Origin of the sequence: Sinorhizobium sp. RAC02, from assembly GCF_001713395.1 — a bacterium.
Lineage (GTDB): Bacteria > Pseudomonadota > Alphaproteobacteria > Rhizobiales > Rhizobiaceae > Shinella.
This window is the reverse complement of record NZ_CP016452.1, coordinates 661,718-681,544: the sequence shown is the minus strand read 5'-3', so window position 1 is coordinate 681,544 and position 19,827 is coordinate 661,718. Positions and strand designations below refer to the sequence as shown.

At 61.6% G+C, this 19,827-nt stretch carries 22 protein-coding genes; 11 read left to right on the top strand and 11 right to left on the bottom strand.

What is annotated here, in order from left to right; all coding sequences use genetic code 11:
* Nucleotides 1-10: 10 nt before the first annotated feature.
* Nucleotides 11-328 (bottom strand): PepSY domain-containing protein, encoded by a 318-nt coding sequence (locus BSY16_RS24325; protein ID WP_069062390.1) that lies wholly within the window; start codon nt 326-328, stop codon nt 11-13.
* Between the two features lie 264 nt (nt 329-592).
* Between BSY16_RS24325 and BSY16_RS24320 the strand changes: the two genes are divergently transcribed.
* Both BSY16_RS24320 and BSY16_RS24315 read left to right on the top strand, forming a co-directional pair.
* On the top strand, nt 593-1,492 hold the full coding sequence (locus BSY16_RS24320; protein WP_069062389.1) for a hypothetical protein: 900 nt from the start codon (nt 593-595) through the stop codon (nt 1,490-1,492).
* A gap of 127 nt (nt 1,493-1,619) precedes the next feature.
* A complete protein-coding gene (locus tag BSY16_RS24315; protein WP_069062388.1) occupies nt 1,620-2,699 on the top strand; it encodes an extracellular catalytic domain type 1 short-chain-length polyhydroxyalkanoate depolymerase in 1,080 nt (359 codons plus the stop codon).
* A 220-nt stretch (nt 2,700-2,919) separates the two neighbouring features.
* On the opposite strand, the gene BSY16_RS24310 is transcribed toward BSY16_RS24315, so the two are convergent.
* From BSY16_RS24310 to dctP, 4 genes are all read right to left on the bottom strand, one after another.
* Nucleotides 2,920-3,129 (bottom strand): hypervirulence associated TUDOR domain-containing protein, encoded by a 210-nt coding sequence (locus tag BSY16_RS24310; protein WP_069063682.1) that lies wholly within the window; start codon nt 3,127-3,129, stop codon nt 2,920-2,922.
* A gap of 17 nt (nt 3,130-3,146) precedes the next feature.
* Nucleotides 3,147-3,383, bottom strand: coding sequence for a DUF2934 domain-containing protein (locus tag BSY16_RS24305; protein ID WP_069062387.1), 237 nt, complete (start codon nt 3,381-3,383; stop codon nt 3,147-3,149).
* A gap of 82 nt (nt 3,384-3,465) precedes the next feature.
* Entirely contained in the window at nt 3,466-3,762 is a 297-nt protein-coding gene (locus BSY16_RS24300) for a PRC-barrel domain-containing protein (protein WP_069062386.1), read from the bottom strand.
* A 145-nt stretch (nt 3,763-3,907) separates the two neighbouring features.
* Nucleotides 3,908-5,002 (bottom strand): TRAP transporter substrate-binding protein DctP, encoded by a 1,095-nt coding sequence (gene dctP, locus BSY16_RS24295; RefSeq protein WP_083243229.1) that lies wholly within the window; start codon nt 5,000-5,002, stop codon nt 3,908-3,910.
* 156 nt (nt 5,003-5,158) lie between these two features.
* On the opposite strand from dctP, the gene BSY16_RS24290 reads away from it, so the two are divergent.
* From BSY16_RS24290 to katE, 3 genes are all read left to right on the top strand, one after another.
* Complete coding sequence (locus tag BSY16_RS24290) at nt 5,159-5,812, top strand: TetR/AcrR family transcriptional regulator (protein ID WP_069062385.1); 654 nt, start codon at nt 5,159-5,161, stop codon at nt 5,810-5,812.
* A 211-nt stretch (nt 5,813-6,023) separates the two neighbouring features.
* The gene (locus BSY16_RS24285; RefSeq protein ID WP_069062384.1) at nt 6,024-6,530 is read left to right on the top strand and encodes a YciE/YciF ferroxidase family protein; all 507 of its coding nucleotides are present in this window, start codon (nt 6,024-6,026) and stop codon (nt 6,528-6,530) included.
* 93 nt (nt 6,531-6,623) lie between these two features.
* On the top strand, nt 6,624-8,768 hold the full coding sequence (katE, locus tag BSY16_RS24280) for a catalase (protein ID WP_069062383.1): 2,145 nt from the start codon (nt 6,624-6,626) through the stop codon (nt 8,766-8,768).
* Nucleotides 8,769-9,069: 301 nt separating this feature from the next.
* Here katE and BSY16_RS24275 read toward each other — a convergent pair whose 3' ends face one another.
* A complete protein-coding gene (locus BSY16_RS24275) occupies nt 9,070-9,552 on the bottom strand; it encodes a pyridoxamine 5'-phosphate oxidase family protein (RefSeq protein ID WP_069062382.1) in 483 nt (160 codons plus the stop codon).
* Between the two features lie 68 nt (nt 9,553-9,620).
* Complete coding sequence (locus tag BSY16_RS24270) at nt 9,621-10,088, bottom strand: PPC domain-containing DNA-binding protein (protein ID WP_069062381.1); 468 nt, start codon at nt 10,086-10,088, stop codon at nt 9,621-9,623.
* A 200-nt stretch (nt 10,089-10,288) separates the two neighbouring features.
* On the opposite strand from BSY16_RS24270, the gene coxB reads away from it, so the two are divergent.
* The 6 genes from coxB to BSY16_RS24240 all read left to right on the top strand — a co-directional run bounded on the left by coxB (nt 10,289) and on the right by BSY16_RS24240 (nt 16,834).
* A complete protein-coding gene (coxB, locus tag BSY16_RS24265) occupies nt 10,289-11,233 on the top strand; it encodes a cytochrome c oxidase subunit II (RefSeq protein ID WP_069062380.1) in 945 nt (314 codons plus the stop codon).
* Complete coding sequence (gene ctaD, locus BSY16_RS24260) at nt 11,230-13,734, top strand: cytochrome c oxidase subunit I (protein ID WP_069062379.1); 2,505 nt, start codon at nt 11,230-11,232, stop codon at nt 13,732-13,734. Before coxB ends, ctaD begins: the two co-directional genes overlap by 4 nt.
* A 4-nt stretch (nt 13,735-13,738) precedes the next feature.
* Nucleotides 13,739-14,119, top strand: coding sequence for a hypothetical protein (locus tag BSY16_RS32545; RefSeq protein ID WP_069062378.1), 381 nt, complete (start codon nt 13,739-13,741; stop codon nt 14,117-14,119).
* Nucleotides 14,116-14,748: a cytochrome c oxidase assembly protein gene (locus BSY16_RS24250; RefSeq protein WP_069062377.1), complete on the top strand. Its 633-nt coding sequence runs from the start codon at nt 14,116-14,118 to the stop codon at nt 14,746-14,748. Before BSY16_RS32545 ends, BSY16_RS24250 begins: the two co-directional genes overlap by 4 nt.
* Complete coding sequence (locus tag BSY16_RS24245) at nt 14,742-15,806, top strand: c-type cytochrome (protein WP_069062376.1); 1,065 nt, start codon at nt 14,742-14,744, stop codon at nt 15,804-15,806. Before BSY16_RS24250 ends, BSY16_RS24245 begins: the two co-directional genes overlap by 7 nt.
* A gap of 158 nt (nt 15,807-15,964) precedes the next feature.
* Entirely contained in the window at nt 15,965-16,834 is an 870-nt protein-coding gene (locus BSY16_RS24240) for an alpha/beta fold hydrolase (RefSeq protein WP_069062375.1), read from the top strand.
* 198 nt (nt 16,835-17,032) lie between these two features.
* Here the strand turns inward: BSY16_RS24240 and BSY16_RS24235 are convergent, their stop codons facing one another.
* From BSY16_RS24235 to BSY16_RS24220, 4 genes are all read right to left on the bottom strand, one after another.
* Entirely contained in the window at nt 17,033-18,505 is a 1,473-nt protein-coding gene (locus BSY16_RS24235) for a PQQ-dependent sugar dehydrogenase (protein ID WP_069062374.1), read from the bottom strand.
* Nucleotides 18,498-18,914 carry a DUF2231 domain-containing protein gene (locus BSY16_RS24230; protein WP_069062373.1) on the bottom strand — a complete coding sequence of 139 codons (417 nt, stop codon included), beginning with the start codon at nt 18,912-18,914 and terminating at the stop codon, nt 18,498-18,500. Before BSY16_RS24230 ends, BSY16_RS24235 begins: the two co-directional genes overlap by 8 nt.
* Before the next feature lie 319 nt (nt 18,915-19,233).
* Nucleotides 19,234-19,431: a DUF2934 domain-containing protein gene (locus BSY16_RS24225; protein ID WP_069062372.1), complete on the bottom strand. Its 198-nt coding sequence runs from the start codon at nt 19,429-19,431 to the stop codon at nt 19,234-19,236.
* 50 nt (nt 19,432-19,481) lie between these two features.
* On the bottom strand, nt 19,482-19,685 hold the full coding sequence (locus BSY16_RS24220) for a CsbD family protein (protein WP_069062371.1): 204 nt from the start codon (nt 19,683-19,685) through the stop codon (nt 19,482-19,484).
* Between the last annotated feature and the right edge of the window lie 142 nt (nt 19,686-19,827).

The following is a 19,827-nucleotide window of genomic DNA, read 5'->3' as shown; positions in this document are numbered from 1 at the left end:
AAGTCTGAAGTTACTTGGCGACGATGTTGCCCTGGTAGTCGAGCGCGACGGTCACGGCCTTGCCGTCCTTCATCGCCTTAGCCTGCCAGATGCCCTTGTCGTCCAGGACAAGGTCGGTGACCTCAGCATAGCCGGCCTCGGCGATGCGTTCCTTCGCCTGGTCCTCGGTGAAGCTGTTGGCACCTTCGACCGGCGCCGTCGCATTCTTGCTGTCGGGCGTGGCGACCGCGGGTGTGTCGCCATCAGTCGTCGGGGTCGTGGACGTCTGAGCAAAGGCGCCAAAAGTCGAGGCGCCCACAAGCGCTGCGGCTAGGAGAAGTTTTTTCATGATTCTATCCTCGTTGAAGCCTGAGAGCAGGCTCCATAGAAACACCGCGCCGGCCGCATGGTTCCACGAGGAGAAAAATAGAAAATGGTGATGATAGTCCGTGGAACATCAGCCGTTTCAAAGAGTTGACGCGCCATGCTGCGAACATTCGCTCGCAGGCAATTGGAGGTTCTCAAAATGGGTCGCGGTATTCTTCTCTGGCTTCTGGGCATTCCCCTGCCGATCGTCATCCTGCTCGTTCTCTTCCTGCGATAGGAGGCGTATATGTCCCTTTACAAATCTGACGTCTCCGACGTCGGCGTAGAATCTAGCACACCGGCTTTAGCGTGGGGTCCCGTCATCGGCGGCGCGGTGGCCGCAGCGGCAACCTCAATAATTCTTCTTCTTCTCGGCTCTGGCGTCGGCCTTACGATGGTGTCGCCATGGGCAGGCGACAGCGCGTCCTTTACCACCGTGGGCGTCACGGCCGCGATCTGGTTCGTGGTCGTACAATGGCTCGCTTCCGCTCTCGGAGGGTATTTGACCGGCCGCTTGCGAACCAAGTGGGCGAATGTCCATACGGATGAGGTGTTTTTCCGCGATACCGCTCACGGTTTTCTGAGCTGGGCGCTGGCAACTGTGGTCGTCGTGGGTATGGCGGGATCCGCCTTTACGTCGCTTGCCGGGACGGGCGTGCAGGCCGCGTCGACGGTCGCAGCAACCGCGACGGTTGCAGGCTCGGCCGCGGCGGCAAGCAGTGATGCGTCGCCCGACGCGGCCACGGGCTACTTCACCGACCTTCTCCTTCGCCCACAGAATCTGACGACCCGGGCGCAGGGGGACGATGCATCGGCCACCGCCGAGATTTCCCGCATCCTGGTGCAAGGCGCGGTAAACGATGGTGTGCCGGAAGCCGACCGGGCTTACATGTCCGCCATCGTCGCGTCGCGGGCGGGCGTGACCCCGGAGGAAGCGAGTGCCCGCGTCGACCAGGTCCTCCAGCAGGTCGAGGATGCGAAGAATGCCGCGCTGAAAGCCGCCGACGAGGCGCGCAAGTCCGCCGCGACGGTGGCGATGCTCGGTGCCCTGTCGCTGCTCGTCGGTGCGTTCATCGCGTCCGCTGCCGCTGCCCTCGGTGGACGCCAGCGTGACGACGAAGAAGCCGCATTGATCGTCAAGCGCTAGACCTGATCGAAGCCGCCTCCCGGGGCGGTTTCTTTCTTTAAAGCAGATTTATTGTGCAGTGCAGCAACCATATCGCTGCTGAGGTGTTAGAGTGTATGCGCCAATCCGGCGCGCCCTGGAGCACCCCATGCGATCCCTGTCCGATACGCTCGAACGCCTTGCCCGGTTGCGCGCGGTGAAACCCGCCGCCCCGACCAGCTCCATCCTCAGGAAACTCGATCAATTCGGGAGCAACCCTGGTGCTCTGACCGCGTGGCACCATGTGCCCAAACATCTGCCTGCCGCGCCGGCCCTGGTGGTCGTGCTGCACGGCTGCACGCAAACCGCCGCCGGTTACGATGCCGGCTCCGGCTGGTCGGCGCTTGCCGAGGATTACGGCTTCGTCGTCCTCTTCCCCGAGCAGGTTCGGCAGAACAATGCGAACCTGTGCTTCAACTGGTTCAATGCCGCCGACACGCGGCGCGACGAGGGCGAGGCCATGTCCATCCGGCAGATGATCGCCACGGTGGTCGCCGCACACCGCATCGACGAGCGCCGGGTCTACATCACCGGCCTCTCGGCCGGCGGCGCCATGGTGAATGCGATGCTGGCCTGTTACCCGGATGTTTTTGCCGGCGGCGCCATCATCGCCGGCCTCCCCTACGCATCCGCGTCCACCGTGCCGGAAGCATTCGATCGCATGCGCGGGCAAGGCCTTCCCAAAACGAGCGCCCTGCAGGCTAATCTGCGCGCCGCCTCACGCCATGAGGGCGCGTGGCCAACGGTTTCCGTCTGGCACGGAACAAGCGACAACACGGTGGTGCCTGAAAATGCGGCCGCGATCGTCGCGCAGTGGCGCGGCGTGCATGCATTGCCGGAACAGCCGACATCCTCACAGACATTCGCCAAATATTCCCGGTCGGCCTGGCGCGACGAACGCGGCACGGATGCCATCGGACTCTACCGGATCCCCGGCATGGCCCACGGCACACCCGTCGATTCCTCCACCGGCTATGGCCACGGCGCGCCCTTCATGCTCGATGTCGGCGTTTCCTCCACCGTGGAGATCGCAAGGACCTGGGGTCTCGCAGCCTCCTTCGAGCGCCGCGAACGCCCGAAGGCCGAAACCCTCGACGAGCGGCCGGCCAGACACCCGAGCGCCGGTGGTGGGAACAAGATCCAATCCGTTATCGAGAACGCGCTGCGCTCGGCCGGGCTTATGAAATGATGTGATCTTGGCTCGCCTGACACGGCGGAGCAGGTGCTCCGTCGTTGCTGAAGGAAGAACCGACGGTCCGACCGCCACAATCCGATAGCGATGGGCTTTGGTTCCGATGCGATAGAATGGAGCCTCGGCGGCGGCGACGCCGGCATGCGCCACGCGTCATCCGCCGTCGTCGAGGTGTGTCTTGCCGGCCGCATTCGAGGCTGACATCTGACAAAGGACTTTAGGCCTTCTTGAGTGCCTCGGGTTTGTGCGCTGCCCGCTTGCCCGATTTGTCGCTTTCGACAATGAACTGCGGATCGCTTTTCGTGGCCTTGACGGTGTGGTCCTTGATCTTTGTTTTGCTGGTCTGCTTCCTAACGACCTTGCCTTCGGTTTCGCCCTGGCTGGTATCCCATTTCACTTTGTCGGCTTTTTTGAACTTCTCGCTCATCTTGACCTCCAGCAACGTCAATCGGGGCTTGCCACTGAGGGAGGCTTGATGTTTTCGGGCTCGCTTTCCCTGTCGCCGCGTGCGAATTCGTCGTCGGCTTGCTGATTGACCCGGGTTACATCATCCGACGCATGGTCGCTCAATTGCCCCTCCTCCCCGGCGCGCCTCCAATGGTCGGCATGTTGACCGTCCGGACGGCCTTCATCCTCCCAGATTTTATAGGCACGCTCACGTTGCCGCTGCTCCTTGTCCATTTCAATCTCCCGCGAGTTTTGAGCCGATCTACGAACAAAAAGCCCGGCATCGAGCCGGGCTTCAGGTCTGCAGAAATACCTGTCAGTGGTGGTGTTCGGGCATTTCCTTGAGCTGGTCCTTGGTCCAGCTCGTCACCGCGTGAACGTCGCCGTCCTCGTCGCGCATGAACTCGAGATCGGTCAGCGGAACGCCGACCGGCTTCGCACCGATGCCAAGGAACCCGCCGACGTCGATCACAGCGGTGCTTCCGGAGCCAGCACCGTGGACATGGTCGAGCGTCCCGACCTTGTGGTCGTCCGCCCCGTAAATCGTTGCGCCCTCCAGGACGTCGGGGGTGAGTTCGGCAGCGGTAAGGCGTACGTGGTTCGTGTGGTCCATGTCGGTTTCCTCCATGTGGATTGGAGTGGTGGAAATCCGCATGGATCGCCTTTGTTCCGTCTAGACCTGACATTCCGCTCTGTTTCGAAAAGGCGGGTGTCCAGCGAACCGGCGGCGTGGGCTCGGCCACGCCGACCGAATGTCGTTATCTCTCAAAGTCGGCCATGATCGACGAGACAGCGTCGAGCGCAGCCTTCGCATTGATCCCATCGGCTTCCCGGTCCTCAGCCCACTTGGATTGAATGCCCGGGACACCGATGCCGTCCTCCCATTGGTTCACTTCTTCAAGAGTAAGACTGCGCACCGTCGCGCCAGCAGCTTTCAAGTCCTTCAGTTGATTGTCGAAGCTGGCATCCATGACGGGTCCGAGCGCCGTGTACGATTTCTCGCCCGCCCGACGAATGGCATCGCGGTCTTCCTGCGCCAGGGCGTCCCAAACGGACTTGTTCATCGCGAGGATGTAGACATGCCCGAGCCACAGGTCTTTCGAGACCAGAACGTTCGGTGCGGTCTCGTGGACCTTGAGCATGTAGCCGCTGTCGACATTGACCATGAGCCCGTCCAGCGTCCTCTGCTTCAGGGCGTCATAGATTTCCGGCCCCCAATGCATGGTCACCGGGGTAGCGCCCGAGTTTCTTAGGAAATCGAGGTGCCAGAAACTGGCGGAGCGCCACTTGCCGCCCTTCAGTCCGTCCAGGTTTTCCATGGGTTGAGAACTGTAGAATGCCACAGGGTATCCGGTCCCGAAGAAGAGGTGCACCAGGCCGTTTTTCTCCAGTTCTTCTGGAAATGCCGGAACTTCGGCGTAGACGCGCTGGAGGAACTCGATCTGCCTGCTGCCGGACGGACCCGTCGGGAAACCCTTGAATATCTGATGCAGGGGAAGTTCCTTGGCTGTGTACTCGGGCACCACCGTGGCCATGTCCGTAACCTGACCTCCGCTCACCGCGCCAAGCGCATCGTAGGCCTTTGCGATTTCGCCGTCCCAGTGGTCCTCAATCTTCAGGCGGCCATTTGACTCCACCTCGATGGCCGGAAACAGCACGTCCTTGAGGAACCGGGTTCGCATGCCACCGAGGGGTTCATGGTCGCTGAACTTGAGGACGCGCGGCGAAGACGACACCGTCTGCGCTTTCCCGTCAGCTATCCAGGCTGTAGACAGGACCATGCCGGCGGCAAGCGCCATGGCCAGTCTACGGGTCATTTTGACTCTGTGATCTGCTGCATTCTTGTCGTTCATCGCTCTGCTCTTCTTGCTTTCTGACATTCCGATACCGCCGAGGTCCACACCGCGGAGCCGTCTGCGAGCCATCTCCCCACCGTCGATCAGGCGGCAGGTTGACCCTGACCCCTCCCAAAAATATATCTGAACAATCCTTCAGTCAGGTATTCGCATTTGAAGAACGCCTCTCCGACCGTGCCACAGCGCCTGAAACCGAGGAAATTGCCACTCCAGGCGCGGTCCGGGGCGACCGTCGAGGCAATTCACGAAGCCGTGATTCAGGTTTTGCTTGCTGAGGGGCTCGGGCGGCTCACGACCACCCGTGTCGCAGAGCGGGCCGGATGTTCGGTCGGCACGCTGTACCAGTATTTTCCGAACAAGGAGGCGCTGCTCTTCGCGATCCTCCAGAGCCATTTTGAGGACGTCGTTGCTGCCATCAAGGCCATAGACATCGGCGCAGGAACTCGCCGTCTCGCCGATCTGGCCGATGCCCTGGCGGACGCTTACGTCTCGGTAAAGGTCGCACGGCCTGACGCAACGACGGCGCTCTATCGGGTGGCGGGCGCGATCGACCAGTTCCGGCTGTCCTCCGATGTGTTTGGACGGCTCCAGTCGGGAGTCGTTCGGGTCCTCGACAGTGCCTCCGATGTGAAATTCCGGGAGCCAGGGCAAACCGCGTTCACGCTTCTCGCCGCATTGGCCGGGCTTTCACGCGCAAGCTTCGGGGCCCTTGTCTCGGACACCGACATCCTGCTCCGATTGAAGGTGGAATCGCGGCTTCTCGCCCGGTCATATCTTGCCGCGGCGGCCAGGCAGGTGGAAGGCTAATGAACGGCACTTTCGAGAAGCTGTAAGTCGCCGACTTGGATCAGCCGTGGTGCGCCTAGGCTCAATGCGGATAGGTCACATAGGCCGTAGCGCCATCCGTACAACTTCCGCTGCCTTTGCCATGAATAATTTATTTTCGAACCGCAGGAACGTCGTCCCTGATCAACGGTTTCTTGAGTCCAACCTCTCGAAAACGTGATCGGAAACTTCAATGGCTTCGGAAAAGACTCTCAACGACCTCTTCCTTGATACGCTCAAGGACATCTACTTCGCCGAAAAGCAGATCCTGAAGGCATTGCCCAAGATGGCGCGTGCGGCCCAGTCGGAAGAAGCCAAAGCCGGCTTCCTGCAGCACCGCGATGAGACCCAGGGCCAGATCGAGCGCCTCGAACAGGTGTTCGAGCTGCTCGGCAAATCGGCCCGCGGCAAGACCTGTGAAGCCATCCAGGGCATTATCGCGGAAGGCGAAGAGATCATGGAAGACTACAAGGGCACCGATGCCCTCGATGCCGGCCTCATCTCGTCGGCCCAGGCGGTCGAGCATTATGAGATCGCGAGGTACGGTACGCTGAAGGCCTGGGCGAAACAGCTCGGGCTGAAGGACGCGATCCCACTTCTTGATGCCAATCTCCTGGAGGAGATCGCCACCGACCAGAAACTGACTGCGCTTGGCGAAGCCTCAGCGAACGCCAAGGGCTCGATGAAAAAAGCGGGCTAGACTGCCGACAACACGATCAGGCCGCCCTTGAAGGGCGGCCTTTCTGCTTTCGGGCCATCGGCGCCCGTTAAAACAGTTCATCAGGAGTCCATCATGGCCAAGAAGACGACCGCCTCGCCGCGCACTGCAACCGACACCGCTATAATCCACGATGTGAAACTACAGCGTGGGGCTGGGGGCGAACTGCACCAGACCGCCGAAGCCGACACGCCCTTGCTGACGACAGCCCAGGGCGGGCCGGTCGCGGACGACCAGAACTCGCTGCGCGTCGGCCCGCGCGGGCCGCTCGTGGTCGACGACTTTCATTTCCGGGAAAAGATCTTCCACTTCGATCACGAACGGATCCCGGAGCGCGTCGTCCACGCCCGCGGCTACGGCGCGCACGGCTTCTTCGAGACTTACGAGTCGCTCGCCGCCTACACCAAAGCCGACCTATTCCAGCGCGCGGGCGAACGCACCCCGGTCTTCGTGCGCTTCTCCACGGTGGCCGGCAACAAGGGCTCGGCCGACCTTGCCCGCGACGTGCGCGGCTTCGCAGTCAAGCTCTACACCCAAGAGGGCAACTGGGATCTCGTCGGCAACAACATTCCGGTGTTCTTCATTCAGGACGCCATCAAGTTTCCGGACCTGATCCATGCAGCCAAGCAGGAGCCCGACCGGGCGTTCCCGCAGGCACAAACCGCCCATGACAATTTCTGGGACTTCATCAGCCTGACGCCGGAAAGCATGCACATGGTCATGTGGACCATGTCGGACCGGGCCATTCCGCGGTCCCTGCGCTTCATGGAGGGTTTTGGCGTTCATACCTTCCGCTTCGTCAATGCCAAGGACGAGTCGACCTTCGTCAAATTCCACTGGAAGCCCAGGCTGGGCCTTCAGTCCGTGGCCTGGAACGAGGCGGTCAAGATCAACGGCGCCGACCCGGACTTCCACCGCCGCGACCTCTGGCAGGCGATCCAATCCGGCAACTTCCCGGAATGGGAATTGCAGGTCCAGCTTTTCGACCAGGAGTTCGCCGACAGCTTCGATTTCGACGTGCTCGACCCGACAAAGCTCATCCCGGAGGAAATCCTCAAGCCGCAGCCGATCGGTCGATTGGTGCTCGATCGCATGCCGGAGAATTTCTTCGCCGAGACCGAGCAGGTCGCGTTCATGACGCAAAACGTGCCCCCGGGCATCGACTTCAGCAATGACCCGCTGCTGCAGGGCCGCAACTTCTCCTATCTGGACACGCAGCTGAAGCGCCTCGGCGGCCCGAACTTCACCCATCTGCCGATCAACGCGCCGAAGTGTCCCTTCGCGCATTTCCAGCAGGATGGACATATGGCGATGCGCAATCCGGTCGGCCGGGTGAATTACCAGCCGAATTCGTTCAACGAAGGTCCGCGTGAATCTCCGACGCGCGGCCACCGCCCCTTCCCTGCCGAAGAGCAGGGCACCAAGGCCCGGCTGCGCCCGGAAAGTTTTGCCGACCACTATAGCCAGGCCCGGCAGTTCTTCATCAGCCAGACACCGCCGGAGCAACGCCACATCGCAGCCGCCCTCACCTTCGAACTCAGCAAGGTCGAAACGCCGGCTATCCGAGAGCGCATGGTGTCGCACCTTCTGAACATAGACGAGACGCTCGCGACAACGGTGGCCCAGAAGCTCGGCCTCCAGCCCATGCCGAAGCCGGCCGATGCGGCTGTTCCGACGCGCCAGGATCTCGAACCCTCGCCCGCGCTCAGCATCGTCGAGAACGGGCCGAAGCGCTTCGAAGGCCGCAAGCTCGGCATCCTTGTCACCGACGGCGTCGATGCCAAGCTGTTGAACGGGCTGATCACAGCGGTCAACAAGGAAAAGGGCACGTGCGAACTGATCGCGCCCAATGTCGGCGGCGTCACGGCATCGGATGGATCGTTGGTCAAAGCCCACCACATGATCGACGGCGGGCCGTCGGTCCTTTTCGACGCGGTCGCGTTGCTGACCTCTGCCGAGGCGATCGACGACGTGGTGGCGGAGGCGGCCGCGCGCGACTTCGTGGCGGACGCCTTCCAGCACTGCAAGTTCATCGGTTACGACCAGTCGGCCATGCCGTTGCTGGCCAAGGCCGGGATCGCCGATGCCCTTGATGAGGGGGTACTTGTCCTTCCCGGTGAAGACGGTCTTTCCGGGTTCGTGTCAGAACTCGGCAATCTGCGCGTATGGGGAAGGGAGCCATCGGTCAAACTCGGAAAGGCATCCCCTCCCGTCAAGTAACTCGTTAGGGACGCGCTCCTCGTGGAGAGTAGCGCGTCCTGCGCGGTGTCCAGCTGTGGAATGGGCGCCATTTTCATGAGATGCCGAGGTCCACGCGCTTACACGAGCGAGCCCTTTCAGCTTGCTCTGGGAAAGGAGCGCTTTGCCTTCGGCAAAACGCGTCCCACCCAGAACGGCATTCTTGAAAGGCGAGCGAGCCTATCCCACACGCCGGCCGGCGCGTCATAGCGAATGATGCGGGGGGCGGAGATACTGATGGGACCTCCAACGTGCGACCCCGATGCCGTACGCGCCATCCTGTTCACATCGTGACTTTGGCATTGTCGCCCATATCCGGTCGGGCGTGACTGACCGCCGCAGCTGCCATCTTAATGTAGCTGATGATCGTGCCGGGGCTATCCCAATATTCTGCGGACTCGGGGGTGACCTTCAGAATCCGAATTGAGGGATCGTCAGGATTGTCCCACCACGCCTTGGCCGGTGTCGCCCAGAGTTCACGGATCTTCTCGCGGTCGTCAAGAACCTCCGCCCTGCCGGATATCGAGACATATTTCTGGCCCTTGGAATCTGCGAAAGCCAGACAGACATTCGGCTGGCGCTCGATCTCATCGTCTTTGTGGCTGTTCACGTCAGTAAGGAAGTAGAAGGCGTTTTCGATGACTTCCGCGTAAGCCGACATCGGGCGAGCACGAATGGCGTCGCCGGTCTGCGTCGCAAGCATACAGAACCCAATCTTTTCGGCGAGTTCCCAGACCTTGGTCTGGTCGTCTTGAACATGTGACATTGCATTCTCCTTTGGGCGTAAACGGTGGCGGGTTGGGGTATGTGAGCGTGGCAGCCTATGCCCGTGGCTTAGACCGTTGCGGAAGCCTTCGTGGCCTTTTCGAGGTCGATGAGGGCTATGCCGAGATCGGGCCGGTGCTTTCGCCGGAGATCGGAACGTGTCTCGCGCAGCATGACTTCCAATGTGGGACGGACGTGGCCTTGCAGAAAATGCCCGCCCTTCGTGCTTCCATCGGAAAAACCGAGCACGACGTGCAGATGCAGACTGACCTTGCCGTCGTCGTCGATCGCCACGTCGCCTAGCATGCTCAGCACTTCGGATTGCACCTCCACGGGGATCTTCCGGTAGTTCCTGTTCTCAAATTCGAAGAAGGCAATCGTTGCGGAGCGAAAGGCGCCGATGGCGGTAATCGATGCGGCGGTTACATTTTCGCTTTCAGCAAAATCGGTGATGCACTTGAACGCTTCATCGCCCTCGTCGAGAACGAGGATGTACGTGCGCTCGCCTGCATCGTTTGCCAAAAGTTTGTGCTGCATGTTCCGCCTCCGATGGTTCGAGGGAGAATGGCCCAGGACGCACTTCTGTTCCGAGCAATCGCGACGCCCCCCAATTGAAGCTAGTTCACACTCCCTGCATCGCTACCCCTTGCCCGCCGGAAGATGCGAACCATATCGCTTCAGGACACTCGAATGGAGCGAGAGACATTTCCCGACGCGCCCTGCCCATCCTGCTGGTCATGTTGAGCGGCTGTTCCGGCACGCAGTCGGCGCTCGATCCTGCCGGCGAGGAGGCAGCCGCAATCTACACGCTCTTCTTCGTCATGGTCGTCGGCGGCACCCTCGTCTGGCTCTCGGTCGTGGGGCTTCTGCTCCACGCAGCGCGGCGGCGGGAGGTGCCATGGCGTGAAGAGACCGCCGGGCGGCTGATCGCCTGGGGCGGGGTCGCGTTTCCCGTGGTCGTATTGCTTGCGCTGCTCGCCTATGCGGTCTGGCTGATGCCAGCGATCCGGCCTTGGTTGGCGCGCGTCGCCCCGGCACCGGAGACGATCGAGGTCACCGGCGAGCAATTCTGGTGGCGCATCCGCTATCCGGCCAGTGACAGCATGGCGGGCTTCGAGACGGCAAACGAGCTGCGGCTGCCGGTCGGGTCGCGAACGGCCTTTTCGCTGGAGGCGGCCGACGTCATCCATTCCTTCTGGATCCCGGCACTCGGCGGCAAGATGGACATGATTCCCGGTCGCACAAATACGCTATCGCTGTTGCCGACGAAGACAGGCGTCTTCCGCGCGCCTTGCGCCGAGTTCTGCGGCACGTCGCACACGCTGATGGCCTTCTCCGTCATTGTCATGGAGCCCGCGGACTATATGGCGTGGCGGCGCGCGCAGGCGGCGGGCGAAGTTCCTGGCGGCAGCGAGGGCGAACAGCTTTTCGCCCGGCACGGCTGCGCGGGTTGTCATGGCGTGCGCGGCGTGACGGGGCCGGCAACGCTCGGCCCGGACCTCACCTTCTTTGGACAGCGCCAGACGGTCGGCGCCGGCACACTTACCAACACGGCGGAGAATGTCGCCCGTTTCATCCGCGACCCAGGCGCGGTTAAACCCGGCGCAAAAATGCCGGCCTTCGACATGCTGCCGGAACAGGACATCGCCGCCATCGCCACTTACCTGGTGGGGCTCCAATGACCGATCTCTCCAGTCAGGACCGGACCGCGCAGGAGGCGCAATTGCGCGAGGTCTGGCGCACGCCATCCGGCTGGCGCTACTGGACTTCCGTCAACAATACCGAGATCGGCTTGTGGTACGGCGCGGCCGCCTTCATCTTCATGCTGTTTGCCGGGGTGCTGGCGCTGCTGGTGCGGGTGCAGCTTGCCGTGCCGGGAAACGATTTTCTTTCCGCCGACGTGTTCAACCAGGCCTTCACCCTGCATGGCACGGTGATGATGTTCCTCTTCGCCGTGCCGATCTTCGAGGCGGTGGCGATCTTCCTGCTCCCTTCCATGCTCGGCGCGCGCGAACTACCCTTCCCCCGGCTTTCAGCCTTCGGCTTCTGGAGTTTCGCGCTCGGCGGCGTCTTCGTCTGCGGCTCGATCTTTTTCGGTGCGGCACCGAACACCGGGTGGTTCATGTATCCCCCGCTCGCCACCGACAAGGAATATTCCGGCATCGGCGCGGATATCTGGCTGCTCGGTCTCTCCTTCATCGAGGTCGCGTCGATCGCCGCCGCGGTGGAGCTGATCGTCGGCATCCTGAAGTGCCGCGCTCCCGGCATGCGCATCAACATGATGCCGCTCTTCGCCTGGTATCTGCTGATCGTGGCCGGCATGATCCTCTTCGCCTTCCCGCCGCTGATTGCCGGCGACATCCTGTTCGAGATGGAACGGATGTTCGACTGGCCGTTCTTCGACGCGGCGCGTGGCGGCGATCCGCTGCTCTGGCAGCACCTGTTCTGGATCTTCGGCCATCCGGAAGTCTATATCATCTTCCTGCCGGCCATCGCTCTGATGGCGATGATCGTACCGACCTTCGCGCAAAGACCGATCGTCGGCTATTCCTGGATCGTGCTCGCCGCCGTCGGAACCGGGTTCCTGAGTTTCGGCCTGTGGGTGCACCACATGTTCACCACGGGCCTGCCGCAGATATCGCTCGCCTTCTTCTCCGCCGCCTCCGAAGCGGTGGCAATCCCGACCGGCGTGCAGATCTTCGTCTTCATAGCCACCATGCTTGCCGGCCGCGTCATCTTTTCCGTGCCGATGCTGTTTGGCGCAGGCGGGCTTGCAATCTTCATCATCGGTGGGCTGACCGGCGTGATGGTGGCGCTGGTGCCGTTCGACTGGCAGGCGCACGACACCTATTTCATCGTCGCGCACCTGCATTACGTGCTGATCGGCGGCATGCTCTTCCCGATTGTCGCGGGTATCTATTATTACTATCCGCTGCTGGATGCACGAAAACTCTCGGACCGGCTGGGGAAAATCGCTTTCTGGCTGATGTTCATCGGCTTCAACGTGGCATTCTTCCCCATGCATCTGGCGGGCCTGCGCGGCATGCCGCGGCGCGTCTTCACCTATCCCGCCGATATCGGCTGGGACTGGTTCAACCTGATCTCCACCATCGGCGCCTTCGTCTTTGCCTCCGGCGTCGCCCTCGTGGTGATCGACGTGCTGCGCCCAAAACGTCGCCAGCCGAAGGTAGAGGAGAACCCCTGGAACGCCGGCACGCTGGAATGGATCAGCGAGCCGGAGGAAAAGTGGGGCGTGCGCTCCATCCCGATCATCAGGAGCCGCTACCCGATCTGGGACCAGCCCGGCCTGATCGAGGACATCAAAGCCGGCCGCTTCTACCTCCCCGATGCCAAGGACGGTGCACGCGAAACGTTGGTCACGTCCGTGCTCGATGCCGAGCCCATCCAATGTTTGCGCGTCGGCGGCACCTCGAACCTCACCATCATCGCCGCCTTTTCGCTCGGCGGCGTCTTCATCGCGCTGACCTTCCATTGGTGGATCACGACGATCGTCTGCGCAGTGGCGACACTTGCCGCAATCGTTGCCTGGCTCTGGACCGGAACCGCTGTGATTCCACGCGAGGAGATGCGTGATGTGGGTCTCGGCAAGACCTTGCCGCTCTACACATCCGGGCCGGAGTCGGTCGGCTGGTGGGCTATGTTCATCACCATGGCCGGCGACGGGACAGCCTATGCCAGCCTGATGTTCGGGTATTTCTTCTACTGGACGATCCACGAGGATTTCACCGCCGGCCATGCGGGTCCCGGTATTCTCTGGCCGCTTAGCGCCGCCGGCCTCTTCACGCTCGCCTGGGCGACCATGCTTGTCGCGCGATGGGTCAACGAAGCGGACCGGCGCGGCCTCACCCGCCTCGCGCTCACCGTCGCCATCCTCCTGACGCTTGCCGCCTGTTGCGCGGGGCTTGCCGGGCCCTATCTCACCGGTATGGACCCGACCGTGCATGTCTATCCGGCGATCGTCTGGGTCGTCGCCCTCTGGACCGTCGTGCATGGCGGCGTCGGCATCATCATGCAGCTCTACTGCCTCGCCAGGAACCTTGCCGGGCGGATGAGCGCGCGCCACGACATGGATCTTCGCAATGTCGTGCTCTACTGGCACTTCCTCGTCATCACGGCGATCACGTCCTTCGGTGTGCTCGGCCTCTTTCCGGGTTTGAGGTGACACAATGCGCCTCATCCCAAAGGACGTAGAAAGCCTCTGGACCCTCTTCACCGCACCGATCATCTGGGCGCTGCATTTCCTCGTCTGTTACGTCACCGCCGCCGTCTTCTGTGCCAAGGCGGGCGCGGCCCCCTTTTCCTTCGGGGCGATGCGGTTCGCCCTCTGCGGCGTCACACTGCTTGCCCTGTCGGGCATCGTGCTCTCGGCCTATCTCGCCTGGCGCCAATGGGGTTTTGGCACAGGCGATCCGCCGCACGACGAGCCAACCCGGAAAGACCGCTTGCTTTTCCAGGGATTCGCGACACTGCTCCTTTCCGGCCTCAGCTTCGTGGCCGTGCTCTTCGTGGCCGTGCCCCTTGCCTTCATAGAGGCGTGCCAGCCATGACATGCATCGCACGCCTCCTTGGCCCCGTGCTGCTCGCCGTGCTCGGTGCGCTATTTCTTGCCAGCTTCGGTGGCGGCTCGTTTGCGGCCCACATGGTGATCCACATGGGGATCGTCGCAGTGGCCGCGCCGCTCATCGCCTACGGCTTGCGTGACACGCGGCTCGATCCACTGCCGGGAACCCTCAGGGTAAGCCCCATGCTCGCGTCGTTTATCGAGCTCGTCGTCGTCTGGTTCTGGCATCTTCCCGCTTTCCGGGCGAGCGCCGATGCGAGCCTCATCCTGTCCCTTGTTGAACAGTCAAGCTTTCTGGTGGCCGGCGTCCTGCTCTGGCATGCCTGCTTCCGGCCGAAAGACGGCCGCCTCGCCGGCACGGCCGGGCTTTTGTTCACCTCCATGCACATGACCCTGCTCGGGGTGCTGCTCGCACTCGCTCCGCGTCCGCTTTATGGCGATGGCGATGGCGATATCACCTGTTTCGGCATTCCATTGTCTGCTGCCGCCGACCAGCAGATCGGCGGCGTTGTCATGCTCATGGCTGGGGCGCTGGCCTACCTCCTGGGCGGCATCCTGCTTCTTGCCGGCGTATTGCGAGACGGCGAGACGGTGCGGGAGAGAGCGCGATGGTGATCAGGTGGAGACATGTCGTCGGCGTCCTCCTTGCCGGCATATTGGGGGCCTTCCTCGTCGCCTGGTCCGGACTGATCAGCGTCAAGGCGAGCACAGGCCATTGGAGGATCACGGACCTCGTCCTGCACTGGGTGATGCGATCGTCGGTCCGCACCGCCGCGATCGGCACGAAGGTTCCAGCCTTCATGGAGGGCATGTTGCCAATGGCGGCCGGCCACTTCGAGGCCGGGTGCGCTGTCTGCCACGGCTCGCCCGCCATGCCGAGGCCGGAGAGCGTCGCCAGAATGCTGCCACCACCGCCCGATCTCAAGGGCAAGATCGCGACCTGGAGCGACGCAGAGCTGTTCCAGATCGTCCAGCATGGCATTCGCTATACGGGCATGCCCGCCTGGCCGGTCGCCGATCGCGAGGATGAGGCGTGGGCCATGGTTGCCTTCCTGCGCCGGTACCCGGAGCTCGATGGCGATCAATACCGCGTGCTGACGGGCTTCACCGCAACCGCGTCGCAGGGGATGGACCGGCTCGTCGCGACCTGCAATGGCTGTCATGCACCAGACCGTCTCGGGCCCGAAAGCCTCATTCCCCGGCTTGCCGGGCAGTCCGCCACCTATCTCGAACAGGCTCTCACCGCCTATGCCGACGGAACGCGCCGTAGCGGAGTCATGGCTGTCGCGATCGAGAAACTCACCGAAGCAGAGCTAAAGGATCTTGCCCGCCGTTTCGCGGGCGAACGCCCCGATCCTGTGCCCCAGTTGGCTGGCAATCTATTCGAGCGGGGCCAGACGCTCGCTTTAAAAGGCCATCCGAGCCGCGGCGTTCCCGCATGCCTCTCCTGTCACGACAAAGCCGAAGCAAACCCCAGCTACCCCCGCCTGTCCGGCCAACCCGCCGCCTATCTCGCAAACCAACTTCGGCTCTTCGTCGAGAAAAAGCGCGGCGGCGGACCGTTCAAGGAGGTGATGACCCGCGCGGCTGCCAAGCTGGAAGCGAACGACATCTCGGCGTTGGCCGCCTACTTCTCCGCTCGCGATATGGCGGATCAAAACGACGCGAATTGATCGGAACATCGCGTGCGGGAGCCTGTTTATCGATGCGTGAAGACTTGACGAGGCTGTGTTCGCGCGCACCCCCGTAGCCCTCTATGCGCAGCACCATGTCCGGGAGGTGCCGCTCTTGGCATCAAAACGAAACGAAAGTGGGTTTGAGGAGACTTCGAATGGATACGCTCGTTCGGCATCGTCGTGTTTCGGTCGGAGGGACCGACACTTTCTATCGCGAGGCTGGCCCACGGGATGCCCCGGTCATCCTGCTGCCACACGGCTATCCCTGCTCCTCCTATGAGTTCCGCAATCTCATGCCTTGCCTTGCGGACCGCTGGTGTCTGGTCGCGCCGGATTTCCCGGGCGCAGGCTACAGCGCAACACCTGACGATTTCGACTATAGCTTTGAAGGATATGCTGCCTTCCTGGAGACCTTTGTCGGAACCCTCGGAATCGACCGTTTCGTGCTCTACCTTCACGATTTCGGCTCGCCAATCGGTGCACGACTGGCGATCCGGCAACCGGACCGCATCGTGGCGCTGATCATCCAGAATGGAGACATTCCCTATGAGGACGCGCTGGGTCCGAAATATGCGGATATCGAGAAGACGTGGACGCTTCCGACCGCCGAGATGAAGAAGGCCCTTGCGGGGACGGTAACGGAAGAGGCGTTCAGGGAGGAGTTCCTCAACGACCTGAAACCGGAACTGGCAGCAGCGATCCCGCCTGATCTGTGGAAGCTCCATTGGTCGCTTGTCACGCCAAGACGCAAGGAGATCGCCATCGACCTGATCGCGGGGCTAAAGCAGAACCGGGCCTGGTTTCCGGACCATCGCAAATACCTGCGCGAACACCAGCCGCCGACGCTCATCGTCTGGGGTCCCAACGATCACTATATGCCAGAACGCTCGGCGCGTGCCTATCTGCGAGATCTTCCGGAGGCTGAATTGCATCTTCTCGATGGCGGGCACTGGCTGCTCGAAACCCACCTCGAGGAAGTGGTCCACCGTGCTCGCGATTTTCTCGGACGGGCGCATCCGGGTTGATTGGTATCAACTTTATGAGCGACAGTTTCCTGCGCAGACCGCAGCAATCCCGATCCGAAGAGCATACAGACTAAGGACGCAAAATAGGTCAATGCCATCTAATTGGCTGGACGGGACGATCAGATGAAACCGCAAGGACGCCAGTCTTCAATCGTTGTGCCTTGCGCTGCTCCACGGTCAGGCCCGCGCCCCAGCCGACTACTGACCGTCCTCGGGTGAAACCGCCGGTGCAATGTCGGTTTGAGAGGCGTTTCGTTCCTGGAGGGCATCCCGCGTCGAACCTTGGTCCTCGTTTGTCACGGCAGAGGTCGTTACCCGGTCGCTCGGTATTGGCTGCGCTGTGACTGACCCATCCGCTGCGGCGACGCGCCAGACGGTGTTTCCGGCATCGTCCGCGATCAATAACGCCCCCGTGCCATCGATTCCAAGCCCGACCGGACGCCCATGGACCTGGTCGTTTTCAAGAAACCCGGTAACGATATCCTGTGCCTTGCCAGAAGGTTTTCCATCGACGAACGGGACATAGATAACCTTGTAGCCGTTGAAAGCATTGCGGTTCCAGCTACCGCGGTTTCCGACAAAAGCTCCGTTGCGAAATGCCTCGGGCAAAGCAGAGTCGTTGGTGAAGGCAAGACCCAGGGCCGCGACGTGGCTCGACAGCGCAAAGTCGGGCGAGATCGCCTTTTCCACGAGATCGGGGCGTTCCGGACTGACCCGCGGATCGACGTGCTGGCCGTAATAGCTCCAGGGCCAGCCGTAAAAGCCGCCTTCCTTCACGGATGTCATGTAATCCGGAACGAGATTCGGGCCGAGCTCATCACGTTCGTTCACCACAGTCCAGAGTGCGCCCGTCTGGGGATGGAAGTTGAGCCCGTTGGGATTGCGAATACCCGACGCAAAAACCTTTGCGGCACCCGTCTGGCGATCGACCTGCCAGATTGCGGCACGCCCCTTCTCCGACTCGATCCCCCTCTCGCCCGCATTGGAGTTGGATCCGACGGAAGCGTAGAGGAAGCGTCCGTCGGGGCTGAGGGCGAGATCCTTGGTCCAATGATGGTTGATGGGCCCGCCAGGCAGCGGCGTGAGGATCCGGGGCTGCGCTGTGATGGCGCCACTACCAAGTTCGTAAGGATAAGCGAGTATCGCATCGGCAGCAGCGACGTAGAGTGTGTCCTCGTACCAGGCGACACCGAACGGCGAATTCAGGCCGGCCAGAAGGTCGACGCGCTCGTCAACCGTGCCGTTCCGGTCGCTGTCCCGCAGAAGAGTGATGCGGTTTGTTTGACCGCCACCGCCCGCATCACCTGCGGCCATGGACATGATCCAGCCGCGGATGATGTCCTTCGGACGTTCAAGCGGCTTGCCTGCGGGCGCCTTCGACTGGACCACAAGGATGTCGCCATTCGGAAGCGTATGAACGGTGCGCGGATTGGCCAGATCTTTCGCATAGACGGTGATGGTCAATCCAGCCGGAACTTTCGGAAGTTGACCATCCTGCCAGCCGACGACCGGCGCGACGTTGAGGTCCGGGAGGAGACTTTGCGAGGGCTCCGGCAGAACCGGATCTGGCCCAATTTGCTGCGTCGTATCGAACTCACCTTCACTACCGCTGCAGCCGACGAGAACAACGCCGGCGAACAAGGTCGCAAGTGAAATGCGGGCCTTAGACATTTACACCTCCTCTGCGACCGGCAAGACCTGCAACGGCCATGACGAGCACTGTGACGACGGAAACCGCAAGCCCATAAGGCATGACCGCCGTCCAGCCGTCTGCCGTGTGTATAAAACTGTTGAGGGCCGCGAGCGCGAACGCAGTGACCTGACCCAGCAACCCGAACAAAGTTGGCCCGTACCATCGCGCAACGAGGGCGATGAGCGCGACGATGATGGCGACCGCGCCGAATACGAGGCCGGCAAGGAGCAGCCATTCCGAGAAGTGAAGCCAGATCAGGTTGGTCGTTTGCCAGTACGCAACATCCGTCAAGAGCGCGAGAAAGAAGCAGGCGATCGGGAACGACAAGAAGAAGCGGTAGATAGCATAGGCTAGCGGGTGGGTGACCGGCATGGTGTATAGGGTCATTGCGTCAGCCTGCCATTTCGATGTGGAGCTGTGGACATACGCACGCGGGCCGAAAATGTTCCCTGTTTCGTTCCGGACCAGACTTTGGTTTCGAGACCAGCAGTTCTCACGCCACCATACAAATCTACCGCCGGCCGCGTGGGCGCCCTCCATGAAGTCGCGCATAGCATCGAACAGACGGCCTTATGGGCTAGTCGCGCACACCGTATGGACGACTGGCGGATAAGTGCGCAGTTGCGTTGGTGGACACTAGGGCAATGCCCTGAACTATCCTCGTCTGGTACAAACCGGCGACTCTGAATCCCGCAAACCACCGCCGTTAATGCGTAGAACTTACCACCTTGATCGAGCGAATACCGTCCGTGCGATCCTCTGCGACCAATTCGTCAACTTCGTCATCGACCTCTTTTTCCGCCTGCAGCCAATGAGCCAAGCTGCGGCCATCGAGGCAACCCTCCCGCTGCCACAATTCAAAGGCTCGTGCTGTAATGCGGCGTTCGCGTTCGTCGGTCATCATCTTACTCTCCGAAATGGAAAGGCCCGCCGGAACGACGGGCCTTTGTTGGATCACCAGGTCTGACGGCCATACCAATCATCGATATCTCGGGACACGCGATCCTTTTCGTAGCCGTAGCGCTCCTGAACTTTGCCTTCGAGCTGGTCGCGCTTGCCTTCGATCACGTCCAGATCGTCGTCGGTGAGCTTGCCCCACTGCTCTTTGATCTTACCCTTGACCTGCTTCCAGTTACCTTCGACTCGGTTCCAGTCCATCGTGATTCCCTTTCGTAAAGGCTGATCTTAATGAAATGCGTGAGGCCGACTTTTGATCCAGCGACGAGTTCCCATCTTCTTGCGTGTCGCCTGTCTTGGAATGCGCCGCAATACACCTATATTGCGATGCACAATAGGAGAT